This is a genomic window from Xanthomonas sp. 3793 (assembly GCF_024806835.1).
Classification (GTDB): Bacteria; Pseudomonadota; Gammaproteobacteria; order Xanthomonadales; family Xanthomonadaceae; genus Xanthomonas; species Xanthomonas arboricola_F.
In genome coordinates, this window is the sequence record NZ_JANTYU010000001.1 from 1,409,085 (window position 1) to 1,432,500 (window position 23,416).

At 66.4% G+C, this 23,416-nt stretch carries 17 protein-coding genes (1 of these 17 running past the window's edge); 9 read left to right on the top strand and 8 right to left on the bottom strand.

The genetic code is table 11. The annotated features are described in order from the left end of the window. The first annotated feature begins 39 nt into the window (after positions 1–39). Complete coding sequence (locus tag FHY18_RS05845) at positions 40–747, top strand: glutathione S-transferase (protein ID WP_259152332.1); 708 nt, start codon at positions 40–42, stop codon at positions 745–747. Between the two features lie 211 nt (positions 748–958). Here FHY18_RS05845 and FHY18_RS05850 read toward each other — a convergent pair whose 3' ends face one another. The 4 genes from FHY18_RS05850 to FHY18_RS05865 all read right to left on the bottom strand — a co-directional run bounded on the left by FHY18_RS05850 (position 959) and on the right by FHY18_RS05865 (position 5,821). After that, a complete protein-coding gene (locus tag FHY18_RS05850; protein ID WP_259152333.1) occupies positions 959–1,774 on the bottom strand; it encodes a DUF3014 domain-containing protein in 816 nt (271 codons plus the stop codon). A 250-nt stretch (positions 1,775–2,024) separates the two neighbouring features. Further along, positions 2,025–3,194 (bottom strand): lysozyme inhibitor LprI family protein, encoded by a 1,170-nt coding sequence (locus FHY18_RS05855; RefSeq protein ID WP_259152334.1) that lies wholly within the window; start codon positions 3,192–3,194, stop codon positions 2,025–2,027. After that, positions 3,191–4,792, bottom strand: a complete 1,602-nt coding sequence (locus FHY18_RS05860) for a hypothetical protein (RefSeq protein WP_259152336.1) — start codon at positions 4,790–4,792, stop codon at positions 3,191–3,193. Before FHY18_RS05860 ends, FHY18_RS05855 begins: the two co-directional genes overlap by 4 nt. A 552-nt stretch (positions 4,793–5,344) precedes the next feature. Continuing rightward, the gene (locus tag FHY18_RS05865; RefSeq protein WP_259152337.1) at positions 5,345–5,821 is read right to left on the bottom strand and encodes a DUF3574 domain-containing protein; all 477 of its coding nucleotides are present in this window, start codon (positions 5,819–5,821) and stop codon (positions 5,345–5,347) included. A gap of 305 nt (positions 5,822–6,126) precedes the next feature. Between FHY18_RS05865 and FHY18_RS05870 the strand changes: the two genes are divergently transcribed. From FHY18_RS05870 to FHY18_RS05895, 6 genes are all read left to right on the top strand, one after another. Next, on the top strand, positions 6,127–8,562 hold the full coding sequence (locus FHY18_RS05870) for a TonB-dependent receptor (protein ID WP_259152338.1): 2,436 nt from the start codon (positions 6,127–6,129) through the stop codon (positions 8,560–8,562). A gap of 227 nt (positions 8,563–8,789) precedes the next feature. Continuing rightward, a complete protein-coding gene (gene otsB, locus FHY18_RS05875; RefSeq protein WP_259152339.1) occupies positions 8,790–9,554 on the top strand; it encodes a trehalose-phosphatase in 765 nt (254 codons plus the stop codon). 40 nt (positions 9,555–9,594) lie between these two features. Next, entirely contained in the window at positions 9,595–11,373 is a 1,779-nt protein-coding gene (locus tag FHY18_RS05880) for a glycoside hydrolase family 15 protein (RefSeq protein WP_259152340.1), read from the top strand. Further along, complete coding sequence (gene otsA / locus FHY18_RS05885; protein ID WP_259152341.1) at positions 11,370–12,737, top strand: alpha,alpha-trehalose-phosphate synthase (UDP-forming); 1,368 nt, start codon at positions 11,370–11,372, stop codon at positions 12,735–12,737. Before FHY18_RS05880 ends, otsA begins: the two co-directional genes overlap by 4 nt. A 635-nt stretch (positions 12,738–13,372) precedes the next feature. Continuing rightward, the gene (locus tag FHY18_RS05890; protein ID WP_259152561.1) at positions 13,373–15,811 is read left to right on the top strand and encodes a membrane-bound PQQ-dependent dehydrogenase, glucose/quinate/shikimate family; all 2,439 of its coding nucleotides are present in this window, start codon (positions 13,373–13,375) and stop codon (positions 15,809–15,811) included. 728 nt (positions 15,812–16,539) lie between these two features. Continuing rightward, entirely contained in the window at positions 16,540–18,408 is a 1,869-nt protein-coding gene (locus tag FHY18_RS05895; protein ID WP_259152343.1) for a methyl-accepting chemotaxis protein, read from the top strand. Positions 18,409–19,019: 611 nt separating this feature from the next. On the opposite strand, the gene FHY18_RS05900 is transcribed toward FHY18_RS05895, so the two are convergent. Genes FHY18_RS05900 through rluD form a run of 4 tightly spaced genes read right to left on the bottom strand, consistent with a single transcriptional unit; the run spans position 19,020 to position 21,780 of the window. Next, positions 19,020–19,454, bottom strand: a complete 435-nt coding sequence (locus tag FHY18_RS05900; RefSeq protein ID WP_259152344.1) for a thiol-disulfide oxidoreductase DCC family protein — start codon at positions 19,452–19,454, stop codon at positions 19,020–19,022. Then, positions 19,441–19,947 carry a DUF4166 domain-containing protein gene (locus FHY18_RS05905; protein ID WP_259152562.1) on the bottom strand — a complete coding sequence of 169 codons (507 nt, stop codon included), beginning with the start codon at positions 19,945–19,947 and terminating at the stop codon, positions 19,441–19,443. Before FHY18_RS05905 ends, FHY18_RS05900 begins: the two co-directional genes overlap by 14 nt. 20 nt (positions 19,948–19,967) lie before the next feature. Continuing rightward, positions 19,968–20,783: a peptidoglycan editing factor PgeF gene (gene pgeF, locus FHY18_RS05910; RefSeq protein WP_259152345.1), complete on the bottom strand. Its 816-nt coding sequence runs from the start codon at positions 20,781–20,783 to the stop codon at positions 19,968–19,970. Between the two features lies 1 nt (position 20,784). Beyond that, on the bottom strand, positions 20,785–21,780 hold the full coding sequence (rluD, locus tag FHY18_RS05915) for a 23S rRNA pseudouridine(1911/1915/1917) synthase RluD (RefSeq protein WP_259152347.1): 996 nt from the start codon (positions 21,778–21,780) through the stop codon (positions 20,785–20,787). Positions 21,781–21,900: 120 nt separating this feature from the next. Here rluD and FHY18_RS05920 point away from each other — a divergent pair, with 120 nt between their 5' ends. Together FHY18_RS05920 and FHY18_RS05925 are read left to right on the top strand one after the other, a co-directional pair. After that, positions 21,901–22,782, top strand: a complete 882-nt coding sequence (locus FHY18_RS05920; RefSeq protein ID WP_259152348.1) for an outer membrane protein assembly factor BamD — start codon at positions 21,901–21,903, stop codon at positions 22,780–22,782. 332 nt (positions 22,783–23,114) lie between these two features. Next, positions 23,115–23,416 carry the beginning of a hypothetical protein gene (locus FHY18_RS05925; protein ID WP_259152350.1) on the top strand. 685 nt of this gene lie beyond the right edge of the window, so 302 of the gene's 987 nt are visible here — the first part of the coding sequence; the start codon lies at positions 23,115–23,117; the stop codon falls past the right edge of the window.

Below are 23,416 nucleotides of genomic sequence, written 5' to 3' on the forward strand. Positions count from 1 at the left end.
CGCTTCCTACGCTGCGCCATTCCGACACCGGAGCAGCGCATGCACTATCAGCTCTATTACTGGACCGGCCTGCAGGGTCGCGGCGAATTCGTCCGCCTGGCACTGGAAGACGCCGGCGCCAGCTACACCGACGTGGCGCGCATCGACGGCGACGAGGTCATGACCGCCTTCCTGGAAGGCAAGCACGCGGGTGCACACCCATTCGCACCGCCGTTTCTGCGTGCGGGCGAGGTGGTGATCGCGCAGGTGGCAGCCATCCTGCATGCGATTGGCCCGCAATTGCAGCTGGTGCCCGCCGCCGAGGCGCAGCGCCTGCAGGCACTGCAGTTGCAGCTGACCATCGCCGACCTGGTGGCCGAAGTGCACGACACCCATCACCCCATCGGCGTGGGGCTGTACTACGAAGATCAGACAGCCGAAGCGGCCAAACGTGCCCAGGATCTGCGCGACAACCGGCTACCCAAGTTCCTCGGCTATTTCGAGCATGTACTGCAGCAGGCAGGCGGTACGCACGCGCTTGGCACCCATTCGTACGTGGATCTGTCGCTGTTTCAGCTGGTCAGTGGATTGGAATACATGTTCCCCAAGCGCATGACGACGTTGTCCAAGGAGTTGCCGGGGCTGAAGTCGCTGCAGCAGCGCGTGGCCGGGCGCCCGCGCATTGCCGCTTACCTCGCATCCGAGCGCCGCGTGGCGTTCAACACCAACGGCATCTTCCGCCACTACCCGGAGCTTGATGCGGCGTAGGCGCCGTACCGGCATCAGACGGCGGGCGGCGGGCGCCTAGTGATACGACGTGCTCACTGCGCAGCTGATGCTTGCGATTGGCCTGTGCTGCGCGTTCGATCCTGTCGTTACCGTTCCCGCGTGATCGGGCACCGCCATATGTTGCCTGATATCGCAAGTGCAAGGCCGCACGGATGCGGCCTTTACTCTTGATGCAGCCGAACCGACAGCCTCAGCCGCCCTGCAACAACGCCGCACGGATGGCCTGCAGTTGCACCTTTACTGCGGCGGCCTGGGTCGGCCCCAGCCGCAGCAATGCCTTCTGCCCGACCGACGCAGATTCCAGCGCAGGATCGGCAAAGAGATAACGGCCACGCGCGTCGCGCACGACGGCGATCGGCTGGCTTGGCTCCGGCGTGCGCAGCAGATGGTCGATCACATCGATCACGCGGTCGTTGAAGTAACGGTCCGGCGCGCCCAGGTTCGCATAGGCCTGCTGAAACAATGGGTAGAAGCGCACATAGCTCCGCACCAGGGCGTGCGCATCCACGTTGGTGAACGCGGCGACGTAGGGCGCATAGCGCGCAGCGTTGGCCTGGTCGATCACGCTGCGCTCGGCGGCGTTGGACACCTGCAGCTCGCCCGGCACCGGCTGCAGCACCGATGCGCGACGACTCATGCTGGGCTGGGTGAGGTTGTCCACCATCACCACCACGCGTTCGATCAGATGCGCGCGCAGCACGATCGACAGCGCGTCGTCGTGTTGCACAAGGTCCAGCAACGCCTGCCATGCGGCATCGTCGCTCTGTGCCAACGCAGGAATCGCTGCATCGGCTGCATCGGCCGATGGCGTCTGCACCGGATGACGCGGCGCGGCCGGCGCTGGCGGTGACGGGGTAACAGCGGCAGCCACCGCGCTCGCGGTCTGGCTGATCGGCGCGGGCAACGCGCCCGATGGATCGGAGGGCCCGCGGAACAGCCACCAGGCGGCGCCGGCAATGAGCGGCACGGCCAACAGCCACGGCCAGCGCGAGGACTTGGTTTGCATCATGGAACTCCTGACATCGACAACATCCAGGGTGTGACCATGAGATGGTGCGGTGGTTCCATCGATGTGAGGTGGCCGCGCATTCATCAATTGCGCGCATACATGGCCAGGCGAGGCTTTGGCATGCGCACGCAGCGCGAACACGCTATCTGCGCGTCATGCACCAGGCGGTCGACGCGAGGTCGGGCGCGAACGACCAACGACGAACCGCCGACGCCAAAAACGAGGCGTCATGCGCGACAAACCGCGTTCAATTGGCGAAGTTCAACCGCGCATTCACCCAGGCCGCCACGATTGCCGCTGCCACCTGATCGGCCTGTCTTGCAGGCAGCTGTTTTTCACGCACCAGCCACGCAGCGGTGTCTGCGCGCACCTTGGGCAACAGTGCGCGCACCGCCTTGCGATCTGCCGCCGGCCACTGGCTGCCATCGCCGTCCCAGGCCGCAATCGCCTTGTCCGGATCGTCGCCATAGCGCTTGCGCAATGCCGGTTGCAGGTACAGCAGCGGCGACACCGATGCGCGCAGCGCAATCACGCCCCACTCGGCGTAGCTGGCATAGCGGATGGTGCCGGCGTCCTTGCTCAGGGCGTCGATCAGGGGATCGAACCCATCGTCCAGCTGCTTCCAGCTGGCCAGCGCAAACAAGCCGCCCGGCGGCTTGCACACCGGCGCGAACGAGTCGCGTGTGGAAGCATACAGCGGCCCGAATGCCTCGTACGCTGGCTCACCTACCGCCGCGAAAATGAAGCAATGCACATAGGGCCGGTTCCCGCTGTCGTCTCGCTCGATCCACATGCGCAGCAGCATGAGCACGCGTTCGTGCTGCGGCGTTGCAGGCGTGCCGGCAGCGTCATCCAGCAACGATGCCGCAAAGTCATCGGTCTTGCGCAGGGCCTTGCGCGCACTCTCGAACCGCGTATTCGCCAATGCGGCGTCCACACCGGCGGCAGGGACGAACTGATGCAGATACGCCAGCCATGCCGATGCCAGCGGTGCGTCGTACGTCTGCAGCTGCCGCGCAGCCTCGGCAGGCTTGCCGGGGATGCTGGCGATGATGCGGTCCAGCGCCTGCTGCTGCACGGTGAGTGTCTTGGCCAGCACATCGGCCCTGGCGGTGAGGCTGTGCCGCAGGCAGTCGTCCGGCCTGGCGTCCTGCGCGCAGGCGTTGCGCTGCCGTAGCCACGCACGTTGTTGCTCGCGCACGCCGGCCACCGCAGCGCGCGGCGTCGTTTGCACCAGCGCCTGGTAGCTTGCGTCCAGCTGCTCGTCCAGCGCACCGAGTGCGGGCACTGCACAGAGGCGCTTTTCGACCGGCGTACCGGCCTGTTTGCAGTCGAACGAGGCCGCCCACGCACCGCCGGCGCTCAGCACCAGCGCGCTGCCAAGCAGCAATCGGGCCACACGCGTGTGGTGTTTCACTGCATCGCCTCCTTGCGTGCCGGCAGCAGCGACAACAACAGCAACGTCACCGCCAGCGCCACATAGGCCCCGACGAACTGCCAGCTGATCACCCGTGCCAGACCCTGCAGCGACCAGGGCAGGTAGATGCCGCCGCGCGGGTCCACCGAGTGGATCAGGCCGAACAGCGTCAGGCCCGCAGCGACCAGCAAGAACACCGCACCGCGACGCAGCCGGCCATCGATCATCGCCGCCACCGTGGCGATCCACAGCATCGCAGTGATGATGAAGCCATTGCCGAGCGCAAAGATCACCGCCAGTTCCGGCAGGCCGTGGCCATCCACCTTCGTGGTCAGCGCAACCAGTTGCTCCGGCGCGAGCCAACCCGGCGCCTTGATCGTCAGCAGGTACGCCACCGATGGCAGAAACCCCAGCACCATCGCGCCGGCATGTTGTTTGGGCGTGGCCTGGAACGCCTGCTTGGTGATGTCGATCGACACGTACACGATGATCGGCGCCAGCACCGCCAGCGGCAGCCACTGCACCAACCCGGAGATCACACCCAGCATGCCGCCGATGCCGACGAACACGCCGGTCAACAACGTGTAACCGGAGCGCGCGCCCATGTGCTTGTAGGCCGGCTGGCCGATGTACGGCGTGGTCTGCGCCACCCCGCCGCAGACGCCGGCCACCAGCGTGGCCAGGGCCTCCACCAGCAGGATGTCGCGGGTGCGGTAGTCATCGCCAGCGGCACGTGCGCTCTCGCTGACATTGATGCCGCCCACCACCATCAACAAGCCGAACGGCAGCAGCAATGGCAGGTACGCCACCGTGGCCGGCAATCCTTCGATAAAGCCCAGGTTCGGTAGCGGCAGCACGATCTGCGGTGGAGTCCACGCCGGCACGCTGAAGCCCGGCGCGCCCAACCCGGCCAGCCCCAGCCCGTAGTACAGCGCCGTGCCGATCACGAACGCCACCAGCACGCCCGGCAATTTGGTCGGCAGGCGGCCCTTGGCCAGCAGCACATACAGCAGCAGGCCCAACGTGACGAATCCAGCCACCGGCGAACGCAGGGTTTCCAGCAGCGGCAGCAGGCCCATCAGCACCAGCGCGATGCCGGCGATGGAACCGAGCAAAGCTGCGCGCGGCAGCGCGCGCGTGACCGCCTCGCCAACGAACGACAGCACCAGCTTGAGCAGGCCCATCACCACCAGCGAGGCCATGCCGAGTTTCCAGGTGGCGATGGCGGCCGCCTGCGGGTCCAGCCCCTGCGCCTTGAAGCCGACGAATGCCGGGCCCAGCACCAACAGCGCCATGCCGATGCTGGTCGGCGCATCCAGGCCCAGCGGCATCGCGGTGACGTCGTCGCGCCCGCTGCGTGCGGCCAGCCGCCGCGCCATCAAGGTGTAGAGCAGGTTGCCCACCAGCACGCCGAACGCGGTGCCGGGAAACATGCGCCCGAACACCACCTCGGCCGGGAACTGGAACATCCCGACCAACGCCATCGCGATGAAGCCGAGGATGGAGAGATTGTCGACGACCAGGCCGAAGAAGCCATTGAGGTCGCCGGCGACGAACCAGCGCGGCGATGCCGCAGTACGCGAGGAAGGGGCCGACATGGGAGCCAGGAAGCGTGGGGATCGGCCGATGGTAGCCGCTGCTCATCACGCGCGACAGCGCCGCGGTGGATCAGACCGTGTCGCCGCGACTGCGCCCGCCAGTCCTGCGTGCGGCGACCTTGAGGTGGCGACGCTACGCTACTTCATCGCCGCCTCGACCTCGATCCAGCCGACGATGTGGCCACGGTTGGCGCTGCGCTAGCGCACCGGCACCGGCGTGGTATCGGTGCCGACATCCAGCGCGGTGGCACGCCGGTGCGTGCCGATCGTCACCTCGCACTGGTATCTCGGGCCACCACCGCGCATGACAGCCCGCCAAGTGCGGCAGACAACGCCACGCGTGCAGCGCTCACGCGCATTCGGTGCAGCGTTTCAACGCGCATGCTCACCAGAGCCGGCAGATGACCCTGCACAGCGTTGCTCGCTGGATGGGCGCAACTGAGGCGTATCACTGCAACGTACGCGCAGCACAGACAGATGCCGATTCGAGCGCCGCCTGTGCACGCGCTACCGACACACAACCGCGCTGGCAGCTGCTCCGATCGACACCTCTCAGAACGACACCTCCACCGCCTGCCGCGACCACAGCACCGACTGGTGGCCGGTGGCCTGCTTCCAGGCCAGCCGGATCGCTTCGATGTCGCGGCGCCGCTGCGGGGTGTCCTCGTGCAAGATCACCAGCACCTTGGTACCCAGGCGGTTCGGCTCCTTGGCGCCGCGGAACAGCCACTGGCCGTAGGCATCCAACACGGTCAGCCCATCGGGGAAGCGCGGGGTCACTTCCTTGTCCAGAAACGCGCGCCATTGCGTCTGGTCGATGGTGCGGGTCTGCGGGCGATCGGCCGGGCCGGTCTCCTCGCCCACGCCAAAGTAGAGCTCGCTGCGTATCCAGCCATGCGCATCGCCGGGACGTTGCGTATCGCCCTGCATGCTGGCGGTGGCCGCCGCCGCGGGCGCCTTGCCCGGTGTGGTGGCGCAACCAGACAACGCCAGCACGGCGGCGATCAACACGGATGGCAGCAACTTCATCGATTTCTCCAACGTTTTCGGGGGCTAAGAACGCCGATGCACACCGGCGCGGCCAGCGCGTACAAACGACCGGCGCAAGGGCGCAAGTGTACGAGCGGCACTGCTGCAGCGTTATGCCAGTCGTGCCAGCGCTCATGCGGCCGCACCATCAGCTCATGCACGCGTGCGCACCGCGTCATCTCGCGCAGGCCTGAACAACGCGATAATATCTCTCCATCCGGATGAATGTAGGACAGTCCGACCCTTGCGCACCAGCCGGCCGGACGCCGACCCCGCTGCGCGTTTGCAGTTGCAGGAGAGAGAGCATGACCCGCCCCACCCTTTCGGCCATCGGCCTGGCCGTCGCCGCCGTGTTGAGCGCCACTGCACAGGCCCAGCAGGCCGCCCCCGGCGCCACCACGCTGGACACCGTGATCGTCACCGGCACCCGCGCCAGCGACCGCACCGTGCTGGAATCGACCGTGCCGGTGGACGTGCTCACCGCCGAAGACATCCGCAAGGCCGGCGTGGTCAATGGTGAGCTGGGCAGCGCGCTGCAGGCGCTGCTGCCCTCGTTCAACTTCCCGCGTCAGTCCAACTCCGGCGGCGCCGACCATATCCGCGCCGCGCAGCTGCGTGGGCTCTCGCCCGACCAGGTGCTGGTGCTGGTCAACGGCAAGCGCCGCCACACCTCGGCGCTGGTCAATACCGACAGCAAGATCGGCAAGGGCACCACGCCGGTGGATTTCAATTCCATCCCGATCAATGCGATCAAGCGCATCGAAGTGCTGCGTGACGGCGCCGGCGCGCAGTACGGCTCGGACGCGATCGCCGGCGTCATCAACGTGATCCTGGACGACAACCCCGAGCGCGGCGAGCTGGAAGCCAGCTTCGGCGCCTACAACACCGACGTGGAGCCGATCGATCGCCGTGTCACCGATGGCCAGACCAGCTATGCCAGCGCCAAGGTCGGCTCGCTGCTCGGCGATGACGGCGGCTTTTTCAAGGTCGGCCTGGAGCTGAAGAATCGCGAAGCGACCAATCGCGCCGGCTTCGACCAGATTCCATCGTTCGAAGAACAGACCCCGGCCAACCTGGCCCTGGCCGGCCGGCGCAACTACGTGCTCGGCGACGGCGCCACCAAGGGCCTGAACGCCTGGCTCAACACCAAGATTCCGTTCAGCGCCAACGGCGAGTTCTACGCCTTCGGCACCTACAACCAGCGCGACACCGAAGGCGCCAACTACTTCCGCTACCCGGACGGCAGCGCCAACTGGCGCGAGATCTACCCCAACGGCTACCGGCCTATTTCCGAAGGCGAGAATCGCGACCTGCAACTCGTCGCCGGCGCGCGTGGACAGCTCGGCGACTGGGACTACGACGCCAGCGTCAACTACGGCCGCAACGACTTCACCTACCGCCTGCGCAACTCGCTCAATGCCTCGCTTGGGCCGGGCAGCACCACGCGCTTCAAGACCGGCGATTTCGCGTTTGCGCAGACCGTGGGCAATCTGGATCTGACCCGCGTGTTCGATGCGGCCGGCGCCACCCATACCTTCGGCACCGGTGCCGAGTTCCGCCGCGAGCAATACCGCACCCATGCCGGCGACCCGGCCAGCTATGCGGCCGGACCGTTCACCGATCGCCCCACCGGCTCGCAGGCCGGCGGCGGGCTCACTCCGCAGGATGAGGCCGACCTGTCGCGCAATGTGGCCAGCGCCTATGCCAACGTCTCCAGCCAGTTCGGCGACAAGTTCTCCACCGACCTGGCCGGCCGCTACGAGCATTACCAGGATTTCGGCAGCCAGTGGACCGGCAAGCTTGCCGCACGCTACGCGTTCGCGCCGGCATTCGCGCTGCGTGGCGCCATCTCCAACAACGTGCGTGCGCCCTCGCTGAGCCAGATCGGTTACGAAGCCACGTCCACCGGTTACGACGCCGCCGGCCGGCTGACCCAGGGCCGCCTGCTGTCGGTCAACAACCCGATCGCCCGCGCGCTCGGCGCCACCGATCTGAAGCCGGAGAAGTCGGTCAACTACAGCCTGGGTTTCACCAGCAAGCTGGGCGACCACTTCGACCTGTCGCTGGATTTCTTCCAGATCGACATCGACGACCGCATCGCCTTGTCCGAAGACATCACCGGCGACACGCTGACCGATTTTGTGCAGCAGAACTTCGGCGTCGCCGGCGTGCAGAGCGCCAGCTATTTCCTCAACGCCGCCGACACCCGCACCCGCGGCGCCGAGCTGGTGGCCAACTGGCGCCAATACGCCTTCGGTGGCGATCTGCTGCTGACCGGCACCTACAGCTACGCCAAGACCGAGCTGGAGAACATCATCGCAACGCCCGGGCAGTTGCTGGCATTGAACCCGGACTACGTGCTGTTCGGCGTGGAAGAGAGCAATACGCTCACCGACGCCGCACCGCGCACGCGTGCCGCACTGGCCGCCAACTGGACCAACGAACGCTGGAACCTGCAGACGCGCGTGAACCGCTACGGCAGCGCCACCCGCGTGTTCGACTTCGGCAGCGGCTTCGTGCCACGCCAGACCTATGGCGCCGAGTGGCAGCTGGATCTGGAAGCCGAGTATCACCTGGGCACGCAGTGGACGCTGGCCATCGGCGGCCAGAACATCCTGGACAATTACTCCGATCGCTCCATCGACGACATCGCCTACTTCGGCAACCTGCCCTACGACGTGCTGTCGCCGATCGGCAGCAACGGCGCGTATTGGTATGGACGGGTGCGGTATTCGTTTTAAGCCGGGATCGGGAAATCGGGGGTTGGGATTTGCAAGAGCAGCATCGCTGCGAATCCCGGACCCAGATTCGCCTTGTCCGCACTACCTCATCGTCTAGCCAGTCGGCAGTTGTCGGAACTGGGGATGTGGGATTGGCAAGCGCGGCTGCAGCGAATCCCTAATCCCGACTCCCCAATCCCCGCCGTTCCATAACCTGAATCTCACACCGGTTTGCGCACACTAGCGCAATGGCAGACGCGCATTCCCCCCTTCCGTCGCCGCCATTGCTGGACGATGCCTGCGCATTGTTCCTGGACGTGGACGGCACCCTGATCGACTTTGCCCACAGCCCCGAGGCCGTGCGGCTCCTGCCCGAGGTACGCGAGGCCATTGGTCGCCTCAGCGATCGCCTGCAGGGCGCCATCGCATTGGTGAGCGGGCGCCCGCTCGCACAGCTCGATGCATTGTTCGCGCCGCTGCTGCTGCCGGCCGCCGGCCTGCACGGGCACGAACTCCGCAGCGACATCGCCGCACGCGCCGCCATGCCGCAGGACACCTCTGACTTCCTGCATGGCCTGCATCAGCGCGCTGCGGCACTGACGCACAAACACGCAGGCGTACTGGTCGAAGACAAGGGCGTCGGCGTGGCGCTGCACTGGCGCGCCCAACCGGACGCCGGACCGGACGTGTTGGCCTTCGCCCAGGATGAAATCGCCCAGCTCCCCGGCTATCGCCTGCAACCGGGCGACCATGTGGTCGAATTCGTCCCCGAAGGCAGCAACAAGGGGCTGGCCGTCGAGCAGCTGATGCAGACCGCCGCGTTTGCAGGCCGCACGCCGGTGTTCGTCGGTGACGACCTCACCGACGAATTCGGTTTCGACGCGGCCAATCGTTTGGGCGGCTGGAGCATCCTGGTCGGCGATCGCGCGCAGACCAGCGCACGTTTTCGCCTCGACGGCACCGCCGCTGTGCATGCGTGGCTCCACCACAACGCGCGCAACGCATCACCGTAGGCGCGCCTCCTCTCGTTACTTACAGGATCGTTTGCACCTCATGACCGAGCCAAACCTGGATCTGGGCGTCATCGGCAATTGCAGCTTTGGCGCACTGGTCGATCGACAGGCACGCGTAGTGTGGAGCTGTCTGCCCGCCTTCGACGGCGACCCGGCTTTTTGCAGCCTGCTATCGCCCAAGACCGAAGGCGGCGACTTTGCCGTCGAGCTGGAAGACTTCGTCAGCAGCGAGCAGCATTACCTGCCCAACACGGCCGTGCTGCGCACCGTATTGCGCGATAGCCACGGCGGCGAGGTGGAAGTCATCGACTTCGCACCGCGCTGGCGCAATAACGGCCGCTTTTATCGGCCTGTCAGCATCATCCGCCAGATCCGCCCGCTCGCCGGCAACCCGCGCATCATCGTGCGTGCGCGCCCGCTGGCCGACTGGGGTGGCCGCACCCCCGATACCACCTGGGGCAGCAACCATATCCGCTGGGTGTTGCCGGAATTCACCTTGCGCCTGACCACCGACGTGCCGGTGCGCTTCGTGCGCGACGGCTTGCCGTTCGTGCTCAGCCATCCGGTGAGCCTGGTGCTGGGCGTGGACGAATCGCTGACCCGCTCGCTCACCGGCTATGTGCAGGAAGCGCAGGAACGCACCGAGGAATATTGGCGCGAGTGGGTGCGTTATCTGTCCATTCCGCTCGACTGGCAGGAGGCGGTGATCCGCAGCGCGATCACGCTCAAGCTGTGCCAGTACGAAGACAGCGGCGCCATCATCGCCGCGATGACCACCTCGATTCCGGAAGCGCCCAATACCCCGCGCAACTGGGACTACCGCTACTGCTGGCTGCGCGACGCCGCCTTCGTGGTGCGCGCGCTCAACCGGCTTGGCGCCACCCGCACGATGGAGCAGTTCATCGGCTACATCTTCAACATCGCCACCAGCGACGGCACCCTGCAGCCGCTGTACGGCATCGGCTTCGAGTCGCAGCTGGAAGAGCATGAAGTCGACACGATGGAAGGCTACCGCGGCATGGGTCCGGTGCGGCGCGGCAATCTGGCGTGGATTCAAAAACAGCACGATGTCTATGGCAGCGTCGTGCTGGCCTCGACGCAACTGTTCTTCGACCTGCGCCTGAAGGATCAGGGCGACGCCGATACGTTCCGCCGTCTCGAACCGCTGGGCGAGCGCGCTTACGCGCTGCACAACGTGCCCGACGCCGGCCTGTGGGAGTTCCGCGGCCGCGCCGAGGTGCACACCTATACCGCCGCAATGTGCTGGGCCGCCTGCGATCGCCTGTCCAAGATCGCCGATCGCCTGGCATTGCCCGAGCGCAGCGTGTATTGGCGACAGCGCGCCGACAGCATCCGCGAGCGCGTCCTGCACGAAGCCTGGAGCGAAGAACGCGGCTACTTCACCGACACGCTCGGCGGCCACCGTCTGGATGCGTCGCTGCTCTTGCTGGCCGACATCGGCATCGTGGATGCCGACGACAGCCGGTTCGTACGCACGGTCGAGGCAGTCGGCCGCGTGCTCAAGCATGGCGATGCACTGTATCGCTACATCGCGCCTGACGACTTCGGCGAGCCGGAAACCAGCTTCACCATCTGCACGTTCTGGTACATCGACGCGCTGGCCGCCATCGGCCGCAAGGACGAAGCGCGGGAATTGTTCGAGCGCATCCTGGCGCGTCGCAATCACCTGGGCTTGCTCTCGGAAGACCTATCGTTCGAAGACGGCGAAGCCTGGGGGAATTTCCCGCAGACCTATTCGCACGTCGGTTTGATCATCGCAGCGATGCGCTTGTCGCGGAGCTGGCAGGAGGCGTCATGAGTCGTTTGGTGGTGGTATCCAATCGTGTTGCAGTGCCCGGCGAAACCCGGGCCGGCGGCCTGGCGGTCGGGTTGCTGGCGGCGCTCAAGGAGCGCGGCGGCATGTGGTTCGGCTGGAGCGGAAAGACCGCGCGCGGCGAGAGCGGCGGCATGCACGAGCAGACCGAAGGCGACATCACCTTCGTCACCATGGACCTCAACAAGCGCGATATCGATTCGTACTACAACGGCTTCGCCAATCGCACGTTGTGGCCGTTGCTGCACTTCCGCCTGGACCTGGTCGATTACGACCGCGCCAAGCGCGAAGGCTATCTGCGCGTCAATCGCCTGTTCGCGGAAAAGCTCGCACCGTTGCTGAAAGACAGCGACACCTTGTGGATCCACGATTACCACATGATCCCGCTGGGCGCGATGCTGCGCGAGCTGGGGGTGGGCTGCAAGATGGGCTTCTTTCTGCACGTGCCGATGCCCTCGGCCGATCTGGTGCAGGCAATGCCCGATCACGCGCGCCTGTTCAGTACCTTCTACGCCTACGATCTGGTGGGCTTCCAGACCCAACGCGACGCCGAACGTTTCAAGGCATATGTGCGCCTGTTCGGTGGCGGCCGCATTCTCGAAGGCGATCTGGTCGAAGGTCCGGGCGGGCGGCGCTTCACGGCTTCCTCGTTCCCCATCGGCATCGACACCGATCTGATTGCCAACCAGGCAAAGGCGTCTGTCAGCAAGCAGGCGGTACGCGATCTGCGCGAGAGTCTGCGCGGGCGGCAGCTGGCGATCGGTGTGGACCGTCTGGATTATTCCAAGGGCCTGCCGGAACGTTTCCAGGGGTTCGAGCGCTATCTGGAGCGTTACCCGGATCAATCCGGCAGCCTCACCTATCTGCAGATCGCCCCGGTATCGCGCGGCGATGTCACCGAATACCGTCAATTGCGCGGGCAGCTGGAGCAGATCGCCGGCCATATCAATGGTGGGCATGCGGGGCCGGACTGGACGCCGTTGCGCTATGTCAACCAGAACTTCAGCCACGCAACCTTGACCGGTTTCTATCGCGCTGCATCGGTGGGCCTGGTGACGCCGCTGCGCGATGGCATGAACCTGGTCGCCAAGGAATTCGTCGCCGCGCAGGACCCTGAAAATCCGGGAGTACTGGTGCTTTCATTGCTGGCCGGCGCGGCCGACGAAATGAAGGAGGCGCTGCTGGTCAATCCGCATGATCTGGACGGCGTGGCCGATGCAATCGCAACGGCAGCGAGCATGCCGCTGGCAACGCGCATTGAGCGGTGGCGGGCAATGATGGATCACCTGCGCAAGAACAACGTCAATCACTGGCGCCAGCGCTATCTGCAGGCACTTGCAGACGTCTGATCCTGCTCCGGTTCGGAGAAGGCGCCCGAACTCGCTGCAAGCTTTTCCTTCTCCTTCCCAACGAACAAGCCTTTCTTTCTCCCTCCGAAAGAAGATGCCCAAGCGGGCCGCGAGCTTTTCCTTCTCCCTCCGGGAGAAGGTGCCCGAAGGGCGGATGAGGGTACGGCTGCCAGCGCTTTCCAACAGGTGCCTGCACGTGGCTGCGGTGCTCGGCTTGCTGTAAGGCAAATGAGCGAGACCAAGGCAAGCGCCAAGCGAAGCAAGGCACACAGCAATTCGACAGCGACAGCGATTCTTGCCTGCACACCCTTCAGCTGTCATCGCGCATCAGCTCACGTGCCATCGCCCTTCACCGCGCTGCTCGACTTCTCCGTAGATTCGGCGCATCCGAGCGGCAGGTTGGAACGGTGGTTCCTATTCCGTCACGGACAGGCGGTGCTCAGAGGTCTAAAATATTCGCATGATTAGCGCTGAGGACCCTGGGAGGGGCTGCGCGTTCATATCCAAGGTCGCCGGCAGCCTGTGCCAACGGGCGACCTCTCTCCCTCCACGACTTGTCGCCCATGGCGGCCCCAAGTCCTTCCTGATATCTCAAAATGACTGATCAATCCTCAAAACGTGGGCTAGGCACCTGGTTGCTGGTGGCCTATGCAGCGGTGATCGCCGTGCTCGGCGCGGTGCTCGCCTATGAAGGCGGCCGCCTGGTGGCCGTTGGTGGTTCCTGGTACTACCTGCTCGCAGGTATCGCGCTGCTGCTTGCCGGCGTGTTGCTGGCGCTGGGCAAGCGTGCCGGCCTGTGGCTGTTTGGCGCCACGCTGGCCGCCACGATCGCCTGGGCACTGTGGGAAGTGGGCCTGGATGGCTGGGGCCTGGTCCCGCGTCTGGCCTGGATCTCCGTGTTGGGCCTGGTGCTGCTGCCGTTCTGGGGCGTGGCGCGTCGGCGCATGCAGCCGCTGTCCGGCGCCGGCTATGTCGTGGTGACCGGCGTGCTGCCGATCCTGGGCGCCGCCCTGATCCTGTGGCCGCTGTTTGTGCCGCGCAACGTGGAACTGGCCGATGCATCCACGCAGCCGGCCGCCAACGCTGCCGCCTTCAGCCGCGCCACTGTGCCCAGCCCTGACGGCAACGTCGCTGCCAATCACGACGCCAGCAACTGGACCGCCTATGCCGGCTCCAACCTGTCCAACCACTACACGCCCGGTGCGCAGATCACCCCGGACAACGTCAAGAACCTCAAGGTGGCCTGGGAATTCCATACCGGCGATCTGAAACCGGCCGGCTCCAAGCTGGGCTACGCCTTCCAGAACACCCCGCTCAAGGTCGGCGAGCTGCTCTACATCTGCACGCCTACCCAGAAGGTGATCGCGGTGGAAGCGGCCAACGGCAAGGAGCGCTGGCGCTTCGACCCGCAGACCAACCCGAAGGCGATGGCCGGCGTTGCCGCCACCACCTGCCGCGGCGTGTCGTACTACCAGGCGCCGGAAGGCACCGCCGAGTGCCCGACCCGAATCTTCTGGCCGATGGTCGACGGCCGCCTCGGCGCGCTGGACGCGCAGACCGGCAAGCTGTGCGCCAGCTTCGGCAATAACGGCTACGTGGACCTCAATGCCGGTACCGGCAACACCAAGCCGGGCTTCGTCGGCCCGACCTCGCCGCCGGTGGTGATGCGCGGCGTGGTGATCCAGCCCACCGGCCAGGTCCGCGATGGCCAGGAAGGCGATGCGCCGTCCGGCGTGGTGCGCGGTTTCGATGCGCTCACCGGCCAGCTGCGTTGGGCCTGGGACCTGGGCAACCCGGCGATCACCGCCGAGCCGCCGGCCGGGCAGACCTATACCCGTTCGACCCCGAACGTGTGGTCGCTGATGGCTGCAGACGATGAGCTGGGGCTGGTCTATCTGCCCACCGGCAATGCCTCGGGCGACTTCTTCGGCAAGGGCCGCACCCCGCAGGATGAGGAATACACCGCAGCGCTGGTCGCCGTGGATGCGGCCACCGGCAAGGAGCGTTGGCACTTCCGCACCGTCAACCACGACCTGTGGGATTACGACATCGGCCCGCAGCCGAACCTGGTCGATTGGCCGGTGGCTGGTGGCGGCACGCGTCCTGCGGTGATCCAGGCCACCAAGTCCGGCCAGGTGTTCGTGCTGGATCGCGCCACTGGCGCACCGCTGATGCCGGTCAAGCAGATCGCCGTGCCGCAGGGCACCGATCATGGCGACTGGACCGCTGCCACCCAGCCGATCTCGCCGGGCATGCCCAATACCGTGGGCGCACCGAGCCGCGAATACGAGACCATCATCGAATCCGATGCCTGGGGCATGACCCCGTTCGACCAGCTGGCCTGCCGCATCCAGTTCAAGCAGCTGCGCTACGAAGGCATGTTCACCCCGCCGACCCTGCAAGGCTCGCTGGCCTTCACCGGCAACCACGGCGGCATCAACTGGGGCGGCGTCTCTGTCGATCTGCAGCGCGGCATCATGGTGATGAACAGCAATCGCCTGCCCTACACCCTGCAGGTCTATACCCGCGAAAAGATGAATGAGCTGGGCGTGGTGTCGGTGTTCGACGGCAAGAGCAAGACGCCCGGCTACATGGCGCAGAAGGGCCTGGCCTACGGCGCCCGCAAGGAGCCGTGGATGTCGCCGCTCAACACGCCGTGCGTGGCACCGCCGTGGGGCTACATCTCCGGCGTGGACCTGCGCACCCAGCAGGTACTCTGGCGCCGTCCGCTGGGCACCGGCTACGACCAGGGCCCGATGGGTATCCCGTCCAAGACCAAGTTCGAGATCGGCACGCCCAACAACAGCGGCTCGCTGGCCACCGCCGGCGGCGTGACCTTCATCGGCGCGACCCTGGACGACTTCATGCGCGGCTTCGACACCCGCACCGGCAAGCAGGTCTGGGAGACCCGCGTGCCGGCCGGCCCGCAGGCCGCCCCGCTGAGCTACACCATCGACGGCAAGCAGTACATCGTGGCCGCCGTGGGCGGACACGACCGCATGGAAACCAAGTCGGGCGACAGCGTGATCGCCTGGGCACTGCCGGACGATGCGCAGGCCACGCCGGCGAAGTAATCGCCGGCGCGCTCGCGCAGTGACACAACAGACCGGCCGTCGCGAGACGGCCGGTTTTTTTTGTGGGCGCGGCCTGCCGATTGAGCAGAGTGACGCTGCGCGGCTGGGGTGGAGCCATGGCGTGCGGTCGGACTCCGTGGCTGCAGCAGCAGGTCTCAACTGCACATCGTTGCGCCCGCCGATGACAGCTGTGCCGGAACCGCGGCTTGACGGCCGGGGCATCTGCATCGCCCTGACCTCTCCTCGGATTGCCGTTTTTTCCGACGGTCCTGGATCACCGCGCGCGACGTTCTGCTGCTGCGATTTCCCGATGCCCAGGGCAACGTCATGGCGTCGCTGTGTACCGACGCTGACGTCAGCGCGGAACCTGGCGACCGGCAGACCTGCACAGCGAACCGGTCACCGCTACCAGGCCGCTGAGAGACAGGCCGCCCAGGTGCAGTCCATCGGAGTGCGGACTGCCTCAACCGCGGCGCCCGAAATTCACACGGAATTTACAAATACAGGTATCGATTTCGCACGCCGGCCGACCGCTGGGAGCTTGCACACGCTCACTGAAACCGCTTCCAAATCAACCACATCGGCTGTTTCCCGGCTCGGCGGCACGCATTCCGACAAACGGTCCGTTCACACCATCATGATTCAGACCCAGCCGCCGATACCCCATTGCAGCCTACTCCTGCTGCACACCGTTCCCCCTTTCCCAGAACACACGTTGGACTCAGCCTATGTTGCCTTCACACGATGCCGCACCCGTTACCCGCCCAACAGCGGGCGCAAACGTTGCGCGTACGACTTGGACTGCATGGATGCCCGCTGCCGCACACCTCGGGCTGCTGGCCTTGCTGACGTTCTACGCCGCCACGCTGATGCCCGGCGGCGTCGGTAGCGCCCTTGCGAAGCTGTTCCCGGCCCTGCTGGTGCTCGGCGCGGCCAGTGTCGGCCTGTGGTGGTGGGCGCGTCATCGCAACAGTGCGCAGCTGCAGCAGGCGATGAATGCGGTCGCTGCGCTGGGCGAAGGCCGCTTTGAGCGCCTGGACCTGCGCAACGTTTCCGGTGAACTCGCACCGCTGCTGAAGACCTTGCAGGCGAGCCAGGACAAGCTGGCCATCCGCATCGACGTGATGGAGCAAGGCCTGCGCCATGGGCAGTTCGTGATCAAGGCACTCGACGATCTGGACACCATGATCCGCATCGCCGACGACGACGGCCAGGTGCTGTTCGCCAACCGCAAACTGCTGGCGATGCTCAAGCTGATCGAGCCGGATGTGCAGAGCTTCCGCCCCAGCTTCCATGCCGAAGGCTTCGTCGGCGGCAGCATCGGCGACATCTATCCGGACAGCCAGGCCGCCATCGACCGCATGCGCGCGTTGAATGCCTCCAAGGCCGTGCGCGCCCCGTTCTTCGGCCGCCAGATCGACTTCGTCTACAGCCCGATCATCGCCGCCGACGGCACCAAGCTGGGCACCATCGCGCAGTGGGTCGACGTCACCGCGCAGGTCAACGCCGAGCAGGCGCTGATCCAGATCATCGACGCCGCATCGGCCGGAGATTTCAGCCGCCGCATGCAGCTCGACGGCATGGACGGCGTGCTGCTGTCGTTGGCACAAGGCATCAACCGCATCTACGACTCGGTGGAGACCCACCTTGCCGCACTGGCGCGCGTGATCGGCGCACTGGCCGAAGGCGACCTCACCCAGCGCGTGGACGGCGATGCGCACGGCATCTTTGCGCGTCTGCGCGACGACACCAACCAGACCGTGGACCGCCTGACCGAAATCATCGGCGGCATCCAGACCGCCTCCGACACCATTCGCCAGGCAGCAGTGGAAATCGCTGCCGGCAATACCGATCTGTCCGAGCGCACCGAGCAGCAGGCCGCCAACCTGGAAGAAACCGCAAGCTCGATGGAAGAACTCACCTCCACCGTGAAGCAGAACGCCGACAGCGCACTGCAGGCCAACCGTCTGGTGGTGGGCACCGGCGAAGTGGCGCAGAGCGGCGGCCAGGTCATGGACGACGTGGTCGCCACCATGAGCCAGATCAGCACCGCCTCGCGCAAGATCGGCGAGATCATCGGCGTCATCGACGGCATCGCCTTCCAGACCAATATCCTGGCGCTCAACGCCGCGGTGGAAGCCGCGCGCGCCGGCGAACAGGGCCGCGGTTTTGCGGTGGTGGCCTCGGAGGTGCGCGCACTGGCGCGCCGCTCGGCCGACGCCGCCAAGGAGATCAAGACGCTGATCGCCGATTCGACCGACAAGGTGGAACTGGGCTCGGGGCTGGTGCACCGCGCCGGCGCGACCATGCGCGAGATCGTCGGCTCGGTGAAGCATGTCACCGACATCATGAGCGAGATCACCTCGGCCAGCGCCGAGCAATCCAGCGGCATCGAACAGGTCAATCGCACTGTCGCGCAGCTGGACGAGGTCACCCAGCGCAACGCCGCGCTGGTGGAAGAAGCCACCGCCGCCGCACGCAGCCTGGAAGAACAGGCGGTGGAACTGGCCGATGCGGTATCGATCTTCCGCCTGCAGCCTGCGCACGGCGGCAACGCGAATGTCGTGCGCGCAAGTTTCAACAGCGCGGCGGCCTAAGCCGCCAGCACAGCGCATCGCACAATCACCGTAGGAGCGCCCTCGGGCGCGACCGAGCATTGCCGGTAACGCCACCTCGCGCCCAGGTGCGCTCCTACGCAGAGCAAGCGTGCCTGCCCGCCATGCTGATTTGAAACACGCCGCAGAACGACAAGCCGCACCGCAGGCCATCGCGCAAATCCCCGGATCACCGTAGGAGCGCACCCGGGCGCAACCAAGCATTGCCGGTAACGCCACCTCGCGCCCAGGTGCGCTCCTACGCGGAGCAAGCGTGCCTGCCCGCCATGCTTGATCCGAAACACGCCGCAGAACGACAAGCCGTACCGCAGGCCATCGCGCAAATCCCCGGACCACCGTAGGAGCGCACCCGGGCGCGACCAAGCATTGCCGGTAACGCCACCGCGCCCAGGTGCGCTCCTACGCGGATCAAGCGTGCCTGCCCGCCATGCTTGATCCGAAACACGCCGCAGAACGACAAGCCGCACCGCAGGCCATCGCGCAAATCCCCGGATCACCGTAGGAGCGCACCCGGGCGCGACCGAGCATTGCCGGTAACGCCACCTCGCGCCCGGGTGCGCTCCTACGCGGAGATGGCTTGCCGGGAGTGGGGGTTAATCCAGAAACCGCGTGCGCTGCTCGGGTGTGGGCAGCATGCAGTGCTCGGTCCGGCCGAACCAGCGATAGCGGTTGCGTGCGATCAGGCGGTAACCGATATCGCGCAGGCCACGTGGCACCACGCGCAACACGGTGACCAGGTGCCACAAGCCACCCAATCCTGCCAGCACACGCACGATGGCATCGCTGTCGGTCCAGGCTCCGGTGTCGTCCACCAGCAGAAACGACAACGGATCATCCGGATCCAGCCCATGCTGCTGCAGCAGCGTGCGCCCGGCTTGCCCCTGCATCGCGGCAAAGCGATAACGCCCGCGCCGATCGTGGCGCAGCAGGAACGTGACCCAGCCATTGCACAGCAGGCACACGCCATCGAACACGATGGTTGCCGACGCACTGCGCGTATCAACCTGCGGCGATTCAACCTGGCTCAAGCCAACCCTCGTAGCGAATGAACGGCCCCACCAGCGGCAGGTGCACGTCGACGAAAAATCCATAGCGGCCGGTGTCGGCATGTTCCCGGCAACGCACCTGCTCGAACCAGCGCGCGGGTAGCGGAATCACGCCGAACGCCCATACGCGCGTGGCCTGCCAGTACAACGCGTCGGCATCGGCACGTAGCGCGAATTCGAAACGCACCGCCCCCAGGTGCTCGCGCAGTGCGCCCCCCTGCCGCCACAACCGCGAATACATCGGCAACCCAGCAAACCGCCGATGCCAACGTTCGCCGTGCGCATCGACCAGAAATTCCACCTCGACATCCACCTCGCCACTGCGCGGCAACCGGCTCAACAGCGCCAGCAACGGCACCAATGCGTGGCGGCCGCGCTGGATCTGCGCCCTTCCGACGAAGGTCTGCCGCTGCTGCACCGAATGCAGCGCGCGCACCGGCGCGGGCAGCTGCGCAAACGCAGCCTGGCCCACTATTTGCGCAAACAGCGGCGTGCTCAGGGCGCGATCCAGGCCAGCGTGGCCACGCGTCCGCTGCGACGATCGCGGCGATGCGAAAAAAAGCGTTGCGGATCGGAAATGGTGCACAGCCCGCCGCCATGGATCGCGTGGGCCAGCACGCCGGCACGCTGCAGGCGCTGGCGCGCCAGCGCATACAGATCCACCCGCCAATGCCCCGGCCGCGTGGCGCTGAAGGCGGCCTGCGCCTGCGCGTCATCGGCGAGGAAGGCGTCGAACACGTCCTGACCGATTTCATATGCCTGCGGTCCGGCTGCCGGCCCCAGCCATGCGACCAGCCGCGACGCCGGCGTGCGCATGGCGGCCACGCTGCGCTCCAGCATGCCGTCGGCCAGCCCACGCCAGCCGGCGTGCGCTGCGGCCACTTCGCTGCCGTCTACAGCCGCCAGCACCACCGGCAGGCAATCGGCAGTCAGGATCGCCAGCACCACGCCAGGCACGGCAGTGACCGCCGCATCGGCCGCGGGCTCGGACGCAGCGGGCGCGTGATCGCCTGCTGGAGCCGACTGCGCACCCGGTGCAAGCGGCGGCGCTTCGACGCGCACGACCTCGACGCCGTGCACCTGCCGCAACCAGTGCGGCGCGCTCGGCAACGCCAGCGCCTGGGCCAGCTGTGCCCGGTTGCGCTCCACCTGCTCGGGCGTATCGCCATCGGCACTGTTGCGATTGCCGAGGTTGAGCGTGTCGAACGGTGCCAGCGAGCCGCCCAGGCCGTAACGCAAGGTGGTCAGCGCCTGGATACGCGGTGGCGCCGGCCAGTCGGCCGGCAGCACGAACGGTGCAGCCACTGCCATATCAACGGCGCGCCAGCTCGGCCGCGCGTGCACTGTCGTCGCGCAGCGCGGTCATCAGCCGCTGCAGGTCGGCCGGCACCGGCGCGCTGGCGCGCACCGGCTCGCCGCTGACCGGGTGCAGGAATTCCAGGGTTTCGGCATGCAGCGCCTGGCGCTTGAAGGTGCGCAGCTCGTGCACCAGTTCGTCGGTGGCGCCCTTGGGCAGCTTGAGCGCGCCGCCGTACAGCGGGTCGCCGACGATGGGCGATTTCAGGTGCGCCATGTGCACGCGGATCTGGTGCGTACGCCCGGTTTCCAGCCGGCACTCCAGCGCGGTGTGCGCGCGGAAGCGCTCGCGTAAGCGGTAATGGGTGACCGCATCGCGGCCGTCGTCGCGCACCGCCATCTTCAGGCGATCGCGCGGATGGCGGTCGATCGGCGCATTGGCGGTGCCGCCGGAGACCAGCGCACCGACCACCACCGCCAGATACTGGCGATGCACATCACGCGCAGACAGCTGCTCCACCAGGGCGGTCTGCGCCTGCACGGTGCGGGCGACCACCATCACGCCGCTGGTGTCCTTGTCCAGCCGATGCACCACGCCGGCGCGCGGCACCGCCGACAGCGCCGGGTCGCGGAACAGCAGCGCATTGACCAGGGTGCCGTCCGGGTTGCCGGCGCCCGGGTGCACCACCAGGCCGGCCGGCTTGTCGATCACCAGCACCTGATCGTCTTCGTACAACACGTTCAGCGGGATGTCCTGCGGCGCCGCATGGGTCTGGGTTTCCAGCACCACCTGCAGCTGCACGCTCTCGCCGCCGCGCAAGGTGTCGCGCGGACGCGCCATTTCGCCATCCAGCAGCGCATCGCCGGACTTGATCCATTCCGACAGCCGCGAGCGCGAGAATTCGGGGAACAGCTCGGCCAACACCGCGTCGAAACGGCGCCCTGCGGCGTTATCGGGCACGATGGCCTGACGGATGGACGGGTCGATGGGGTCGGCAGATGGGTCAGACATGGACACTGGCACTCGGGCAAAAACGGGAATTTGGGGGTCCGCGCGGCAGGAGTCAGTCGCCGGACAGGCCACTAGGCTATCATCGCGCTTTCGTTTTCCTGACGCGTCCTGCCCAGACCCATGATCCGACGGTCCACGTTTTCCGCGCCTGCGCGCCTGATTGCCCTCATGCTGGTCATGGCGTTCGTCGTCACCGGCTGCCACCGCGGCGCCAAGGACAAGAATCCCGACGAGGGCATGCCGGTCGAGCAGCTCTACGGCAAAGGCCACGGCCTGATGGAGAAAGGCAACTGGGCCGGCGCCGAAGCCAGCTACAAGCGCCTGATCGCCCAGTACCCGTATGGCCCGTACACCGAGCAGGCGATGATCGAAACCGCCTACGCGCAGTACAAGGCCGGCAAGCACGACGATACGGTGTCCAGCGTCGACCGCTTCATCCGCACCTATCCCACGCACCGTAATATCGCGTACCTGTACTACCTGCGCGGGCTGGCCAACAGCAACCGCGACACGGTGTTCCTGCGCCGGGTGTGGTCGCTGGATCCGAGCCGTCGCGACCTGTCCTCGCCGCAGCAGGCCTACAACGACTTCAACACGGTCACCGACCGTTATCCCAACAGCCGCTACGCACCGGACGCGCGCAAGCGGATGATCGAGCTGCGTGACGTGTTCGCCCAGCACGAACTGGACAACGCGCTGTACTACCTGCGCCGCAACGCCTGGGTGTCCGCAGCCGGTCGTGCCAACTATCTGCTGGAAACCTACCCGCAGAGCGCCTATCAATACGATGCCGTTGCGGTCCTGGCCGAGGCCTATACGCACCTGGGCAACAAGACCCTGGCCGCAGACGCGCGCCGCGTGCTGGAGCTCAACAGCCCGCAGCACCCATGGCTGACCGGCGACTGGCCGAAGTACCCCTGGGCGATCCGCAAGCTCAACCCGTTCGCCGGCGAGAAGTCCGCCGCTACCGGTCAGCGCAATGCACAGATGAATCGCGACTGAGATCATCAGTCGCCGGTGTCATGAGAAAGGGGCCGCAAGGCCCCTTTTCTATTGCGGCGACGCGGATGCAGCCACACGCCTGCGGACGGCGCGCTGATTGCCGCAGGCGCTTGTGGGGTCTGACGACGGCGACGCCTGATCGACCGGGAGATTGCCTGTCCAGCATCGCGCGTCTGCGCCCCCCCTGCCCCGTAGCGCGGGTCGCAGCGACCTGCGACAGCTGCGGGCACGTCGCAAGACCCGGCACCAGATCACCGAACCGCTCCTGCGCGCTGCCTATACTCGGTTTGAACAAGATCCGACTCCCCGCTGGCGTCAGCTCAGGAGGCCGCATGTCTCGCCACATCGCCCCGTTCGTGCTCGCCCTGTTGCTGGCAGCAATAGCCACGTCTACTACCGCCGCGCCCATCGTCTACGGCGTCAACGCCCACGACAACCGCCCTGGCTATCCCATGAGCCAGGCCGAGGCACGCTTCAAGCTGCTGGCGGCACGCAATCTGCGCAGCTACCGATTCGATGTGGATCCGCGCGACTACGCAACGCTCGATGCGCTGGTCCCACTGGCGCGCAAGTACGGCATCACCCTGCGCCCGATGGTCTATCCGATGTCGCGCGAGATCGGGTATCAACTGGC

Coding starts and splice junctions, on each gene's coding strand:
- FHY18_RS05845 (WP_259152332.1), top strand. CDS start 40: ATGCACTATCAGCTCTATTACTGGACCGGCCTGCAGGGTCGCGGCGAA.
- FHY18_RS05850 (WP_259152333.1), bottom strand. CDS start 1,774: ATGCAAACCAAGTCCTCGCGCTGGCCGTGGCTGTTGGCCGTGCCGCTC.
- FHY18_RS05860 (WP_259152336.1), bottom strand. CDS start 4,792: ATGTCGGCCCCTTCCTCGCGTACTGCGGCATCGCCGCGCTGGTTCGTC.
- FHY18_RS05865 (WP_259152337.1), bottom strand. CDS start 5,821: ATGAAGTTGCTGCCATCCGTGTTGATCGCCGCCGTGCTGGCGTTGTCT.
- FHY18_RS05870 (WP_259152338.1), top strand. CDS start 6,127: ATGACCCGCCCCACCCTTTCGGCCATCGGCCTGGCCGTCGCCGCCGTG.
- otsB (WP_259152339.1), top strand. CDS start 8,790: ATGGCAGACGCGCATTCCCCCCTTCCGTCGCCGCCATTGCTGGACGAT.
- FHY18_RS05880 (WP_259152340.1), top strand. CDS start 9,595: ATGACCGAGCCAAACCTGGATCTGGGCGTCATCGGCAATTGCAGCTTT.
- otsA (WP_259152341.1), top strand. CDS start 11,370: ATGAGTCGTTTGGTGGTGGTATCCAATCGTGTTGCAGTGCCCGGCGAA.
- FHY18_RS05895 (WP_259152343.1), top strand. CDS start 16,540: ATGTTGCCTTCACACGATGCCGCACCCGTTACCCGCCCAACAGCGGGC.
- pgeF (WP_259152345.1), bottom strand. CDS start 20,783: ATGGCAGTGGCTGCACCGTTCGTGCTGCCGGCCGACTGGCCGGCGCCA.
- rluD (WP_259152347.1), bottom strand. CDS start 21,780: ATGTCTGACCCATCTGCCGACCCCATCGACCCGTCCATCCGTCAGGCC.
- FHY18_RS05920 (WP_259152348.1), top strand. CDS start 21,901: ATGATCCGACGGTCCACGTTTTCCGCGCCTGCGCGCCTGATTGCCCTC.